Origin of the sequence: Pantoea sp., assembly GCF_028283705.1 — a bacterium.
Classification (GTDB): Bacteria; Pseudomonadota; Gammaproteobacteria; order Enterobacterales; family Enterobacteriaceae; genus Pantoea.
This window is the reverse complement of record NZ_JAPWKD010000032.1, coordinates 524,474-538,214: the sequence shown is the minus strand read 5'-3', so window position 1 is coordinate 538,214 and position 13,741 is coordinate 524,474. Positions and strand designations below refer to the sequence as shown.

The 13,741-nt window shown below is 55.1% G+C and carries 15 protein-coding genes; 9 read left to right on the top strand and 6 right to left on the bottom strand.

Features of this window, described 5'->3' with window-relative positions:
* Positions 1–108: 108 nt before the first annotated feature.
* From rpsO to PW844_RS25455, 5 genes are all read left to right on the top strand, one after another.
* Entirely contained in the window at positions 109–378 is a 270-nt protein-coding gene (gene rpsO, locus PW844_RS25470; protein ID WP_299457756.1) for a 30S ribosomal protein S15, read from the top strand.
* A gap of 309 nt (positions 379–687) precedes the next feature.
* Positions 688–2,826 (top strand): polyribonucleotide nucleotidyltransferase, encoded by a 2,139-nt coding sequence (pnp, locus tag PW844_RS25465; RefSeq protein ID WP_299457753.1) that lies wholly within the window; start codon positions 688–690, stop codon positions 2,824–2,826.
* A gap of 252 nt (positions 2,827–3,078) precedes the next feature.
* On the top strand, positions 3,079–3,963 hold the full coding sequence (nlpI, locus tag PW844_RS25460) for a lipoprotein NlpI (RefSeq protein ID WP_084872267.1): 885 nt from the start codon (positions 3,079–3,081) through the stop codon (positions 3,961–3,963).
* Between the two features lie 105 nt (positions 3,964–4,068).
* Complete coding sequence (gene yrbN / locus PW844_RS29505; RefSeq protein ID WP_100229640.1) at positions 4,069–4,125, top strand: protein YrbN; 57 nt, start codon at positions 4,069–4,071, stop codon at positions 4,123–4,125.
* A gap of 16 nt (positions 4,126–4,141) precedes the next feature.
* Complete coding sequence (locus PW844_RS25455) at positions 4,142–6,076, top strand: DEAD/DEAH family ATP-dependent RNA helicase (RefSeq protein WP_299457750.1); 1,935 nt, start codon at positions 4,142–4,144, stop codon at positions 6,074–6,076.
* A 68-nt stretch (positions 6,077–6,144) separates the two neighbouring features.
* Here the strand turns inward: PW844_RS25455 and PW844_RS25450 are convergent, their stop codons facing one another.
* Positions 6,145–6,891, bottom strand: coding sequence for an SDR family NAD(P)-dependent oxidoreductase (locus PW844_RS25450; RefSeq protein WP_299457748.1), 747 nt, complete (start codon positions 6,889–6,891; stop codon positions 6,145–6,147).
* 183 nt (positions 6,892–7,074) lie between these two features.
* Here PW844_RS25450 and PW844_RS25445 point away from each other — a divergent pair, with 183 nt between their 5' ends.
* Positions 7,075–7,989 (top strand): AraC family transcriptional regulator, encoded by a 915-nt coding sequence (locus PW844_RS25445; RefSeq protein WP_299457746.1) that lies wholly within the window; start codon positions 7,075–7,077, stop codon positions 7,987–7,989.
* 5 nt (positions 7,990–7,994) lie between these two features.
* On the opposite strand, the gene PW844_RS25440 is transcribed toward PW844_RS25445, so the two are convergent.
* The 3 genes from PW844_RS25440 to PW844_RS25430 all read right to left on the bottom strand — a co-directional run bounded on the left by PW844_RS25440 (position 7,995) and on the right by PW844_RS25430 (position 11,013).
* Complete coding sequence (locus tag PW844_RS25440) at positions 7,995–9,005, bottom strand: luciferase-like monooxygenase (protein ID WP_299457745.1); 1,011 nt, start codon at positions 9,003–9,005, stop codon at positions 7,995–7,997.
* A 118-nt stretch (positions 9,006–9,123) separates the two neighbouring features.
* Positions 9,124–10,008: a U32 family peptidase gene (locus tag PW844_RS25435; RefSeq protein WP_299457744.1), complete on the bottom strand. Its 885-nt coding sequence runs from the start codon at positions 10,006–10,008 to the stop codon at positions 9,124–9,126.
* Between the two features lie 9 nt (positions 10,009–10,017).
* Positions 10,018–11,013, bottom strand: a complete 996-nt coding sequence (locus PW844_RS25430; protein WP_208713862.1) for a peptidase U32 family protein — start codon at positions 11,011–11,013, stop codon at positions 10,018–10,020.
* Positions 11,014–11,218: 205 nt separating this feature from the next.
* Between PW844_RS25430 and PW844_RS25425 the strand changes: the two genes are divergently transcribed.
* Together PW844_RS25425 and PW844_RS25420 are read left to right on the top strand one after the other, a co-directional pair.
* Positions 11,219–11,743, top strand: a complete 525-nt coding sequence (locus PW844_RS25425; protein ID WP_299457741.1) for an SCP2 domain-containing protein — start codon at positions 11,219–11,221, stop codon at positions 11,741–11,743.
* The gene (locus PW844_RS25420) at positions 11,737–12,243 is read left to right on the top strand and encodes a GNAT family N-acetyltransferase (protein ID WP_299457739.1); all 507 of its coding nucleotides are present in this window, start codon (positions 11,737–11,739) and stop codon (positions 12,241–12,243) included. The genes PW844_RS25425 and PW844_RS25420 overlap by 7 nt, the downstream gene beginning before the upstream one ends.
* Here PW844_RS25420 and PW844_RS25415 read toward each other — a convergent pair.
* The gene (locus PW844_RS25415) at positions 12,227–12,514 is read right to left on the bottom strand and encodes a GIY-YIG nuclease family protein (RefSeq protein ID WP_084872293.1); all 288 of its coding nucleotides are present in this window, start codon (positions 12,512–12,514) and stop codon (positions 12,227–12,229) included. The genes PW844_RS25420 and PW844_RS25415 overlap by 17 nt on opposite strands.
* Positions 12,515–12,615: 101 nt before the next feature.
* On the opposite strand from PW844_RS25415, the gene PW844_RS25410 reads away from it, so the two are divergent.
* The gene (locus PW844_RS25410) at positions 12,616–13,047 is read left to right on the top strand and encodes a YhbP family protein (RefSeq protein WP_299457734.1); all 432 of its coding nucleotides are present in this window, start codon (positions 12,616–12,618) and stop codon (positions 13,045–13,047) included.
* Positions 13,048–13,136: 89 nt separating this feature from the next.
* Here the strand turns inward: PW844_RS25410 and PW844_RS25405 are convergent, their stop codons facing one another.
* On the bottom strand, positions 13,137–13,661 hold the full coding sequence (locus tag PW844_RS25405) for a type 1 glutamine amidotransferase domain-containing protein (RefSeq protein ID WP_299457732.1): 525 nt from the start codon (positions 13,659–13,661) through the stop codon (positions 13,137–13,139).
* Positions 13,662–13,741: the final 80 nt, after the last annotated feature.

Here is a 13,741-nt window from a genome sequence, read left to right as displayed (position 1 = left end):
GCATTTGCGTTGCTGTTGTACGAAGAGTAGAATAGCGCGGCTTTAAAGCGGGCTGCTGAATTAGAGATCGGCACCCATACATACATTCATTGATAACTGGAGTTTATTATGTCTCTAAGCGCAGAAGCTAAAGCAGAGATCGTTGCCAAATACGGTCGTGGCACCAACGACAGCGGTTCAACTGAAGTTCAGGTTGCTCTGCTGACTGCTCAGATTAACCACCTGCAGGGTCACTTCTCTGAGCACAAAAAAGACCACCACAGCCGTCGCGGTCTGCTGCGCATGGTATCCCAGCGTCGTAAGCTGCTGGACTACCTGAAGCGTAAAGACGTTGCACGCTACACCAGCCTGATCGAAAACCTGGGTCTGCGTCGCTAAGTCTGAAGAATCTGATCAAGGGTGTAGCGCAGACAGTATGCGAAAAAACGCATCTGGCGATCAGATTTGTGCGAGTTTCGCGAAAAGGGGGCCTTTATGGCCCCTTTTTTCGAGCAATCGGCAGCAATCCGGTCCAAACTCATGTATTGTTGCTGAGAGTGATCTTCGCTTGCAGAGGTTCGCGCGGCTAATGAGAGGCTTTACCGCAAGGGCGGTTAAAGGTTGTCATTAGTCGCGAGGATGCAGCTGAAGATCGGTAATCCCCGGCGGGCCTGAGATGGGTCTGCCCCGACGTTAAGGACTTTTATTTTGCTGAACCCGATCGTACGCAAATTCCAATATGGTCAGCATACCGTCACGCTGGAAACCGGCATGATGGCACGCCAGGCTACTGCCGCTGTGATGGTGAGCATGGACGACACCGCGGTTTTCGTAACCGTTGTTGGCCAGAAAAAAGCGAAAGCTGGTCAGGATTTCTTCCCGCTGACCGTTAACTACCAGGAGCGTACCTACGCTGCTGGCCGTATCCCGGGTAGCTTCTTCCGTCGTGAAGGCCGTCCGAGCGAAGGCGAAACCCTGATTGCGCGTCTGATTGACCGCCCGGTTCGCCCGCTGTTCCCGGAAGGCTTCGTTAACGAAGTTCAGGTTATCGCTACCGTTGTTTCTGTTAACCCGCAGGTTAACCCGGACATCGTGGCAATGATTGGTGCATCTGCTGCACTGTCACTGTCTGGTATCCCGTTCAATGGCCCGATTGGCGCGGCACGTGTTGGCTATATCAACGATCAGTACGTCCTGAACCCAACCGCTGACGAAGTCAAACAATCTCGTCTGGACCTGGTGGTTGCCGGTACCCAGAACGCAGTGTTGATGGTTGAATCAGAAGCTGACATCCTGACTGAAGATCAGATGCTGGGCGCAGTGGTATTCGGCCACGACCAGCAGCAGGTTGTTATTGAGAACATCAATGCACTGGTGGCTGAAGCTGGCAAACCGCGTTGGGACTGGCAGCCAGAAGCGGCTAATGATGCCCTGATTGCACGTGTTGCTGCCCTGGCAGAAGCACGTATCAGCGATGCTTACCGCATCACCGACAAGCAGGAGCGTTATACTCAGGTTGGCGTCATCAAAGATGAAACCATCGCTGCACTGCTGGCTGAAGATGAAACTCTGGATAGCGCTGAAATCGGCGATATCGTGCACAGCCTTGAGAAGAACGTTGTTCGTACCCGTATTCTGAACGGTGAACCGCGTATCGATGGCCGTGAAAAAGACATGATCCGTGGTCTGGACGTGCGTACTGGCGTGCTGCCGCGTACCCACGGTTCAGCTCTGTTCACCCGTGGTGAAACTCAGGCGTTGGTTGCTGCGACCCTGGGTACCGCACGCGATGCGCAGAACCTGGACGAGCTGATGGGTGAGCGCACCGACAGCTTCCTGTTCCACTACAACTTCCCTCCGTACTCGGTGGGTGAGACTGGTATGGTCGGTTCGCCAAAGCGTCGTGAAATTGGTCACGGTCGTCTGGCGAAACGCGGCGTGCTGGCAGTGATGCCGAAGCAGGAAGACTTCCCGTACACCGTGCGTGTGGTATCTGAAATCACTGAATCGAACGGTTCTTCTTCTATGGCTTCCGTCTGCGGTGCTTCTCTGGCACTGATGGATGCAGGTGTACCGATCAAAGCGGCCGTTGCCGGTATCGCGATGGGTCTGGTGAAAGAAGACGAGAAATTTGTTGTTCTGTCTGACATCCTGGGTGACGAAGATCACCTCGGCGACATGGACTTCAAAGTAGCCGGTAGCCGTGAAGGTATTACCGCGCTGCAGATGGATATCAAAATTGAAGGGATCACCCGCGAGATCATGCAGGTTGCTCTGAATCAGGCTAAGGGTGCGCGTCTGCATATCCTGAGCGTGATGGAACAGGCAATCAGCACGCCGCGTCAGGAGATCTCTGAGTTCGCACCGCGCATTTACACCATCAAGATCAATTCTGACAAGATCAAAGATGTTATCGGTAAAGGCGGTTCTGTCATCCGTGCGCTGACTGAAGAAACCGGCACCACCATCGAAATCGAAGATGATGGCACCGTGAAGATCGCAGCGACCGATGGTCTGAAAGCGAAAGAAGCAATCCGTCGTATCGAAGAAATCACTGCAGAAATTGAAGTGGGCCGTATTTACACTGGTAAAGTGACCCGTATCGTTGATTTCGGTGCCTTCGTTGCGATTGGCGGCGGCAAAGAGGGTCTGGTTCATATTTCGCAAATCGCTGATAAGCGCGTTGAGAAAGTGACCGACTACCTGCAGATGGGCCAGGAAGTTCCGGTTAAAGTACTGGAAGTGGACCGTCAGGGCCGTGTGCGTCTGAGCATCAAAGAAGCGACAGAGCAGAAACCGCAGGCGATCGAGACCACCGCTGCGACCGACGCACCTGAAGCTGAATAAGTATTTCCTGATTAACCTCTCCCTGCCTGGCTGGGAGAGGTGTTTGTATACCGCAGGTAATTCAGGTAGCAGTAAGGTGGCAAGCGAGTGAATCCCAGGAAACTTACTCAGGTAAGCGACCAGGGTGAATGAGTACAGCCAACGTAGCTGCAATCTGAAGTATGACGGGTATCATCGCGAGGGCGGGAACCCTTGTGCATAGCAGGCGGATGACAGGATGGTTATCCCAATGTTTGTATTCGGGAGTGGGAAATGAAGCCTTTTTTGCGCTGGTGTTTTGTTGCGACAGCTTTGACGCTGGCAGGATGCAGCAACTCCAATTGGCGTAAGAACGAAGTTCTGGCAGTACCTTTGCAGCCCACACTGCAGCAGGAAGTGATTCTGGCGCGAATGGAACAAATTCTTGCCAGTCGTGCCCTGACCGATGATGAACGCGCACAGCTATTATATGAGCGTGGAGTGTTGTATGATAGCTTAGGTCTGAGAGCATTAGCGCGGAACGATTTTTCGCAAGCGCTGTCTATCAGACCGGATATGCCAGAGGTGTTTAACTATCTCGGCATATATTTAACGCAGGCAGGCAATTTTGATGCTGCCTATGAAGCGTTTGATTCTGTACTTGAGCTTGATCCAACTTACAATTATGCGCATTTAAACCGTGGTATCGCCCTCTATTACGGCGGTCGATACAAGTTAGCGCAAGATGATCTGCTGGCGTTTTATCAAGACGATCCTAATGATCCATTCCGCAGTCTGTGGCTCTACCTCGTTGAACACGAGATGGATGCCAGCAAGGCCAAAGTAACGCTTAAACAACGTTACGATAAAGCGGTCCGGGACCAATGGGGATGGAATATTGTCGAGTTCTACCTGGGCGACATCAGTGAAAAAACATTGATGGAACGTCTCAAGGCGGACGCAACGGATAACACCTCGCTCGCTGAACATCTCAGTGAAACCAACTTCTATTTAGGTAAGTACTACCTAAGTCTGGGGGAGAAGGACGACGCGAAAGCGTTGTTCAAACTGGCGGTGGCCAACAACGTCAACAACTTTGTTGAACACCGATACGCATTGTTGGAACTGGCGCAACTCGGCCAGGCACAAGACGATTTATCAGAATCTGACCAGCAATAGCTGACGAACTTTTATTGCCTGAATTACCCGTTAAGTCATCATCTTCCGGGATGAGGGCTTTTCTGTTCGTCGAAACTTCTAATTTGAGCCGGTTCACACTTTTCGATGAAAATGACTGAAAATTTTCATGACGAGTTATGTAGACTGGCCGCCGCAATCTAAGAGGCACGTGTACTACATGACTGATATTCAAACCACTTTTGCTGATCTGGGCCTTAACGAATCCATCCTGTCTGCTCTTAACGACATGGGTTACGTCAAGCCGTCACCGATCCAGGCCGAGTGCATTCCGCACCTGCTGGCTGGCCGTGACGTGCTGGGTATGGCACAGACCGGTAGTGGTAAAACTGCAGCGTTCTCTCTGCCGCTGCTGAACAACATTGACCCGTCGCTGAAGGCACCGCAGATTCTGGTGCTGGCACCCACCCGCGAACTGGCGGTGCAGGTAGCTGAAGCAGCGACTGAATTCTCTAAACATATGCGTGGCGTCAACGTATTGGCCCTGTACGGCGGCCAGCGTTATGACGTGCAGCTGCGCGCACTGCGTCAGGGCCCACAAATTGTGGTGGGCACCCCGGGTCGTCTGCTCGACCACCTGAAACGCGGTACTCTTGATCTGTCTAATCTGCGTGGTCTGGTGCTGGACGAAGCCGACGAAATGCTGCGTATGGGCTTTATTGAAGACGTTGAAACCATCATGGCGCAGATCCCGGAAGGTCATCAGACCGCTCTGTTCTCTGCCACCATGCCGGAAGCGATCCGTCGTATCACCAAGCGTTTCATGAAAGATCCGCAGGAAGTGCGCATTCAGTCCAGCGTTACGACTCGCCCGGACATCTCTCAGTCTTACTGGACCGCTTATGGCCGTAAAACTGATGCGCTGGTACGTTTCCTCGAAGCAGAAGACTTCGATGCTGCGATCATCTTTGTGCGTACCAAAAACGCAACGCTGGAAGTGGCTGAAGCGCTGGAGCGCAGCGGCTATAACAGCGCAGCACTGAACGGTGACATGAACCAGGCACTGCGTGAGCAGACGCTGGAGCGCCTGAAAGATGGTCGTCTGGACATCCTGATCGCGACCGATGTTGCGGCACGTGGTCTGGACGTTGAGCGTATCAGCCTGGTTGTTAACTACGACATTCCGATGGACGCAGAATCTTACGTTCACCGTATCGGCCGTACCGGTCGTGCGGGTCGTGCAGGCCGTGCGCTGCTGTTCGTTGAGAACCGCGAGCGTCGTCTGCTGCGCAACATTGAACGCACCATGAAGCTGACCATTCCGGAAGTTGAACTGCCGAATGCCGAGCTGCTGGGTGAGCGTCGTCTGGCTAAATTTGCTGCGAAAGTACAGCAGCAACTGGAAAGCAGCGATCTGGATATGTACCGCGCGCTGCTCAGCAAAATGCAGCCGGAAGAAGAGCTGGATATGGAAACCCTGGCTGCCGCACTGCTGAAAATGGCACAGGGCGAACGTCCGCTGATTCTGCCAGCAGATGCACCGCGTCCGCAGCGTCGTGAATTCCGCGATCGTGATGATCGTCGTGACAGCCGTGATTCACGTGACTCACGCGGTCCGCGTGAAAGCCGTGATGGCGACCGTCCGCGTCGTGAGCGTCGTGACGTTGGCGAAATGCAGCTGTACCGCATTGAAGTAGGCCGTGATGATGGCGTTGAAGTTCGTCATATCGTGGGCGCAATTGCTAACGAAGGTGATATCAGCAGCCGTTACATCGGTAACATCAAACTGTTTGGTACTCACTCCACCATCGAGCTGCCGAAAGGCATGCCGGGTGAAGTTCTGCAGCATTTCACCCGTACGCGTATTCTCAACAAGCCGATGAATATGCAGCTGCTGGGCGATGCACAGCCGCACGAACGTGGTGGTGAGCGCAGCGGCGAACGCCGTAGCGGTGGTCGTGATTTCGGTGGTGAGCGTCGTGGTAACCGTGAAGGCGGTGCTGGTGCACGTGGTGAAGGTCGTGAAGGCGGTCGTCGCTTCTCCTCTGAGCGTCGTGAAGGTGGCCGTGAAGGCGGACGCTTCAGCCGTGAAGGTGGGCGTGGTCCGCGTCGTGAAGAAGCAGGTGCTGCTGCACCGCGTCGTCGTGACATCTAAGCGACAAAGCTAAATAGCAAAATGGGACGCCTTGGCGTCCCATTTTTTTATCCAGTGTCAGCTAAAGTTTACACCCCGCCAGCAATCAGTACTCGTTCACCACTGACATAGGCCGACTCCTCTGATGCCAGAAACAGCGCAACCTGCGCGACATCTTCCGGCAAACCAAAACGTCCCAGCGGTGTCGCCGCAATTAACTGTGCTTTCAGTTCCGGATGCATCTTCTTCGCTGCCAGTAAACCTTCGGTCAGGATGATGCCGGGTGCCAGCGCATTAACGCGGATATTACGGGGACCCAGTTCTCGTGCCAGTCCCTGGGTGAGGGTATCAATCGCGCCTTTGGTCGCCGCCCACAGCACCGAGCCTGGGGTGCTACGCTGGCTATTTAGCGCGCTGAGGTTAATGATGCAACCGCCACGCGTGGGGAAATGCCGGGCTGCCTGCTGGCAAACCAGCAACGTACCCAGCAGATTTACATTCAACTGCTGCTGCATTTCAACAACGCTGAGCGCCACAAAATCGCCGTGATGAAAAATGCCTGCGTTGTTGACCACAATATCTGGTGCGCCAAATTGCTCAATACAGGTAGCGAACAACCGCGCCACATCATCTTCACGTGAGATATCGGCCTGAACGGCGATGGCATCGCTGCCCAGACCACGAATATCCGTGACGACATCAGCCGCGCCAACTTCGTCCTGACGATAATTCACCACAACCCGGGCACCGGCCGCCGCGAAAGTCATGGCGATAGCGGCACCGATGCCTTTCGAAGCGCCCGTCACCAGCGCAATTTTGCCTTCAAGTGCTTTCATCGTGTCTCTCCACCTGAGGTTTCGGGGAAGCATAAGAATGCGCTGTCCATACAATTAACAGGTAGCGCAATCCTGCAAGCTTTTTGCCCGATCCTGCAAATCTCAGCACCAGAGGCCAGGCGCAACGGCAATGCCAGGTTAGAATAAAAACTCAATGATCCCTCATTGCGGAGCGCTCAACGCATGATTCATCAGGAACAGTGGCAACAGCTGGTTGCTATGATTGCCCGTCACGCCCCGGACGATGGTCGCCATCATAGCGCCATCGATTTTCTCTCTTTTGGTCGCAGCTCCAGGCCAAGCAGTCTGTCACACGTGGCTACCTGGGCCAGTTTTGCGCTGGTGGCACAGGGGCAGAAAGCGTTACGCATGGGTGACGATGTGATGCATTACGGCGCAGGGGATCTGCTGCTGGTGACGCTGGATATGGCGGTACAATCCTGCGTGGTCATGGCGACGCCGGAGAAGCCTAACCTGGGTGTGGGTATCACCATCAATGAAACGCGCCTGATGCGCTATCTTGAGCACTTCCCTATGCAGCAGGTAGGAGCCGCAGCAACCAATGAGCGCGGCATCACGGTACACAAGGTGGCACCTCCGCTGGTAGATGCGGTGATTCGCCTGATCGAGTTGCTGGATCAACCACAGGATATTCCGGCGCTGGCGCCGTTAATTGAACAGGAAATTTTCTATCGACTGCTCACCGGCCCGGAAGGCCCACGCATTCTGAATATGGCGCTGGCGGAGCGTCCGGGCAACAAAGTGGCGCGTGCGGCCCGCTGGCTGCGGGAAAATTTTCATCAGCCCCTGAAGATGGATCAACTGGCAAGCAACGTGGGTATGAGCATTTCGTCACTGCATCACCACTTCAAAGCAGTTACCGCGATGACGCCGATGCAGTATCAAAAGCAATTGCGTCTCAACGAAGCGCGCCGACTGATGTTGATGGAAAAGCTGGACGCCGGAACGGCAGGTTATCGGGTGGGGTATCAGAGCGCTTCACAATTCAGCCGCGAATACAGTCGCTTTTATGGTCAGTCGCCGGGACGTGATGTGCGGCAGAATGCGGTGGGGGCCGAAGCCTGGCCACCGCAATAACCCGGTTACAGCGAGCGGGCGGCTTCCATCGCCAGTGCAAAGGAGCGCAGACGCGCTTGTGGATCGAATATCTGGCCGTTTACCATGATTTCATCCGCCTGGGTTTCACGCAGCAAGGCCGCAAGTCCATGGCGTACTTTATCGCTATCACCCACAATCGACATACTCAGCGCCTGCTGGACGCCATATTGTTCTGACGGCGACCACAGGTTATCCATGTTCTCCACCGGTGCCGGTAGCGGGCCGGGTTTGCCGCGACGCAGGTTGATAAACTGCTGCTGCATCGAGGTGAACAGGAAACGCGCATCGCGCTCGCTGTCGGCGGCAACCACGTTCACGCATACCATGGCGTAAGGTTTTGCCAGACGCGCGGATGGCTGGAATTTCTCGCGGTACACATGCAGCGCCTGGAACAGCAGGTCAGGGGCGAAGTGTGAGGCAAAGGCGAACGGTAAGCCCAGTTGAGCCGCCAGCTGCGCGCTGTAGAGACTGGAACCCAGCAGCCATACCGGAATTTTCGAGCACAGGCCCGGTACTGGCTGTACCGGTGGGCATTCACCGGCTTCGGCGTCAAACCAGCTAATCAGTTCGGCAACATCGTCCGGGAAGCTGTCAGCCTGCGCGCCGGAAAGATGGCGACGCAGCGCCATCATGGTGCGTTGATCGGAACCCGGCGCACGGCCCAGACCGAGATCAATACGTCCGGGATAGAGCGATTCCAGGGTGCCAAACTGCTCTGCAATCACCAGTGGTGAATGGTTAGGCAGCATAATGCCGCCTGAACCGAGGCGTAGGGTTTCGGTGTTGGCAGCCAGATAGCCAATCAGCACCGAGGTGGCTGCGCTGGCAATGCCGGTCATGTTGTGGTGTTCAGCTAACCAATAGCGGTAAAAGCCGAGGGCTTCAGCCTGACGGGCCAGGGCCAGCGAATTGTGGAACGCATCACGCGGCGTTGCGCCCTGTGGAATGGGGGCCAGGTCCAGCACGGACAGGCGAACAGTTTTTTTCTCAGACATGGGCACTCCAGAATAAGTATGGCGCAGGTGTTCATTAAGCCTGCGCCATCCAGTATTACGCATCAGTATCCATATTAAAACTGCTAATAAGGGCAGGAATATAGCCGGAACGTGCCTTTCAGCGGCCACTATCCAGCGCCATTCCTGCCAGACGTCGCCAGTAGCCGTTACTGTCGCTGCCGCGGGCCACCATCATCGGCGCTTCACCTGCTTCGTTGGCGCGGAAGCGATCCACATCCTCCAGCGTACTGTCGTCCTGCGGTGATAAACGTACGATATCGACCCAGTTATGCATGCCGACCAGATCATTGCCAAGGTTGTAGCAGTAGCCACTCATAGTCTGGATACCATTCAGCACAAACACCTGCTGTCCTTCCTGGGACAACACGCGTCGTCCGTTGGGATAGTCGATGCAGCAGGTCTGACAATCGTCTTTGGCGCGATTTTCCGAACGTGCGGTGAAACAGCGCGCGGACAAGGCCAGCGGCAGATAGCCGTAACCCAGCACTTCTACCTCGAAGCGATCGCGTATGCCTGCGGTATCGCACTGCTGCAACAGCTGAATCAGCCAGTCGCGAGACATCTCAACCGGCATGCACCAGCGCGTCATGCCTTCTTTCAGCAACAGCTGCAAGGTTTGCGCGTTGTAGACGTTAAGCGTCGGGCCAGCGACAAACGGCAACTGGCGTTCGGCCGCCATATTCACCGTACCGATGTCATTAGCTTCAATCAGAAACTCGCCGTTTTCCACATAGCGGCGCAGTTCTTTCAGTTCCGATGGCGATTGCAGTAGCGCCAGCGTGCTGATCACCACCTGTTTGCCGTGCTGTGCCAGTGCGCGGCCCATTTCCATCCATTGGGCGAAAGGCGTGGCGCGGCGCTTGCTGCACACTGCCTCACCCAGATAGACGATTTCCGCGCTGGATTGCGCGGCACGCTGATAAAAGTTTTCCAGTTTGTCACTGGGCCAGTACCACAGTACCGGGCCGATTGCGTATTTCATGCTGACTCCTTACTGCCAGTCGCGATGGTAAGCGCCGAGCGTGGTCTGGCTACCTTCAGAAAGTTCGCCCAGCGCCTGCATCCAGGGTTCCTGAACGGCATACTGCTCTGGCGCTGCCATACAACGGTCAATCGCCTGACGCCACACTTTCGCCACCTGCGCCACATAGGCCGGGCTGCGCTGGCGACCCTCAATCTTCACCGATGCCACTCCGGCACGCAGCAGTTCCGGCAGCAGCGACAGGGTGTTGAGGCTGGTGGGTTCTTCCAGCACGTGATAACGCTGGTTATCAACCTCGTAGCGTCCTTTACACAGGGTGGGATAACCGGCACTTTCATCCGGCCCATAGCGGTCAATCAGCACCTCATTCAGGCGTGATTCCATGCCCTGCGGCGTCTGTTGCCAGCGCACGAATTTGGCGGGTGAACAGGCTCCGGCGCTGTTCGGTGATTCCCCGGTCAGCCATGAAGAGAGGTAGCAGCGGCCTTCGGCCATGATGCACAGGCTACCGAAAGCAAACACTTCCAGCGGCACCGGTGTTTCTCGTGCCAGCTGCTTCACCTGGTGCAGCGACAATACGCGCGGCAGCACCACGCGATGCAGCTGAAAATGGCGGTGATAAAAGCGGATCGCTTCCAGATTGGTGGCCGACGCCTGTACTGAAAGGTGGCGTTCAACCTGCGGATAGTGCTTTGCCGCATATTCCAGCGTGGCGATATCGGCGAGAATCAGCGCGTCTGCGCCATTTTGCGCCGCGATATCAATCGCCTGTTGCCAGCGATTCATGCCGTCAGGATGGGCAAAGGTGTTAATCGCGACGTGCAGCTTGCGCCGATGCTGGTGCACAAAGCGCGCCGCTTCGGCCAGTTTTTTGTCGGTAAAATTAAGACCAGCAAAGTGGCGGGCATTGGTATCGTCTTTCAGGCCGACGTAGACGGCGTCGGCGCCATGCTCCACCGCCGATTTCAGCGCGGGTAAATTCCCCGCCGGGCACAGCAGTTCCATACATTTTCCTCCCCCGGGTTCTGGACGGCGTTGAGTGTAGGTAAGCGCTCGTCACAGAATGTTGATTTAAGGCAGTGAAACGGCCAATGGTGATGCAGATTGAAGATTTTTCACACAACCAGAGTGCGAATTCCTTGATCTCAGTGGAGGCGAAGCCAAACGGATGTGGCAGAATAGGTAAAATTTTCTGAAGGGAGTGCAGCTGGTGTTTACTCGCTTACGCGGTTTGATTGTTGAAAAAGGGCCAGAATTCTTAGCCTTACCGGTGTCATTAACCCCTTTCGCGCTGAAAAAAGCCGTTTTGCAACAACTCCTAAACTGGCAATTTCGCCATGCTTTGGCTGAAGGTGAGTTAGACTTTCTGGAAGGGCGCTCCCTGGGAATCGAAATCAGCGACATCAATTTGCGCTGGATGACCACGTTACAGGCCGGGCGTCTGGCTGTTTCGCGCGACACCGAAGCTGATGTCTGGTTTCGCGGCGAAGCCAACGATCTGTTGCTGGTGGCAGCACGCAAAGCGGACCCCGATATGTTGTTCTTTCAACGCCGTCTGGTGATTGAAGGTGACACGGAGCTGGGGCTGGAGGTGAAGAACCTGATGGATGCCATTGAACTGGATGCCATGCCCACGCCATTGCGAACGGGATTGCAGCAGCTGGCTGCTTTTGTTGAGGCTGGACTGAAACAGGACGCGAAGGCCACTGAGTCGCGCGCGGGGATCTCATGTTGATTCGTACTGAAATTGGCGTCGATGCGGCCAGCATCGACAGTCTGTTAAAGCGCTGTTTTGCCAGCGCCGCCGAAGCGGAACTGGTGCAGCAGTTGCGTGAAGATGGTTTGCTGACCCTTGGCGTGGTTGCGACCGATGATGAAGGACAGGTTTTGGGGTATGCCGCGTTCAGCCCGGTGACGTTGCAGGGCGAAGACCGTAACTGGGTCGCTCTGGCACCGCTGGCGGTGGATGAGACGGTACGCAAACAGGGCATCGGTAAACAACTGGTGTACGAAGGGCTGGATGCGCTGAACGAATTTGGTTACAGCGCAGTGGTGGTGCTGGGCGATCCGGCTTACTACCATGACTTCGGCTTTGAACCGGCAGCGCGTCACGGGCTACATTGCCGCTGGCCTGGCTCAGAAGCCGCGTTTCAGGTGTATAAGCTGGCTGACGACGCATTTGCTGGCGCGGAAGGGCAGATCGAGTTCGCTGCACCTTTCAATCGTTTTGCGTAAACCAGTTGTTCAGGCTGGGCGGCTGTTGCGCCACCAGTTGCAGCTTCTGTGCCCGGCTTAACTGCTTCACCTGATACTCAAGCCGTGATGCGGCAGACCGATCGCCCGCATCACAATGAAACACCAGCGTCAGTGGACCTTTTCCGCGCAATGATCGCGCTCCACGTCCCTGCTGATGCTGCTGTAAACGCCGGTTCACGTCTGTGGTGATGCCGGTGTAGAGTTGGCCTGCGGCGGTTTGCAGCATATAAAGCTGCCAGCCCTGCTCCATGATGATTAACCTCGGAAAAATCGCTGACAGGCAGTGTAGCGCGCATCAGGCGTTGCCGCTATCCGTTAGCACAGGCCTCCGGCCTGCAAGGGAGTTCGATTGTGTCCGACCATTCCCATCTGATTCGCTACCTGAAAAAACAGCATGCGCTGTCGCTGTGCGCGACAGACGGCGACGATCTATGGTGCGCCAACTGTTTTTATGTCTTCGATGAATCCCGCATGGTTTTCTGGCTGATGACCGAGCCAGACACCCGACATGGTCAGCTGATGCAGGCTAATCCCCGCGTGGCGGGCACCGTCAATGGCCAGCCGAAAACGGTGCTGCTGATCAAAGGTGTACAGTATCGCGGTCATATTCAGCGTTTAAGCGATGAAGCTGAACAACAGGCGCGTCACGCCTATCAGCGTCGCTTCCCGATCTCACGTGCTGTCACGGCACCGCTGTGGGAGATTGTGCTGGAAGAAGTGAAGATGACAGATAACGCGCTGGGTTTCGGAAAAAAAATTGTCTGGCAGCGCGATGGTTCGTAGCGGCGCGATTTATCGCGCAATGCCGTGCATGCTGGCGGAGAAAAACGCGCGATTTATCGCGCCGCTACGGGTTGTGCAGGCTTAAACTATCAGGCCGTAGTGTTGAGAATCCGCAGGGATTCGCGGTTAAAGGCGGGCAGATCATCCGGGGTGCGGCTGGTGACCAGTTTGTCATCATCCACCACCACTTCTTTGTCGTAGAAGTCCGCACCGGCGTTGCGCAGATCAATGGCGATGGCTTTCACGCAGGTCATTTTGCGGCCGCGCACGCCATTGGCACTGATTAATAGCTGCGGCCCGTGGCAGATGGCAAACACCGGTTTCCCGCTTGCAACAAATGCTTTGGTGAAGTTGACGAAACGATCGTCACCGCGCAACGTATCGGGTGAATGTCCGCCCGGCAGTAGCAGGGCATCGAACTCTGCCGCGTCCACATGATCAATATCCTTATCGATTTTTACCTCGGCTTTGCCTTGTTTGCCTTTGACCGTTTTACCGGCTTTCATCTCAATGGTGACCACTTCATGGCCCGCTTTGGTGTAAGCCTCCGCGGGTGAGGTAAATTCTGAGTCTTCAAATTCATCGGTAATCAATACCGCAATCTTCTTGCTCATCTTTCTCCTCCTTCATTAATTACCTTGCTGCCTAAAACAGTAGCAGCTCAATTTTAGAGCACATCAATATGGAAAAATTC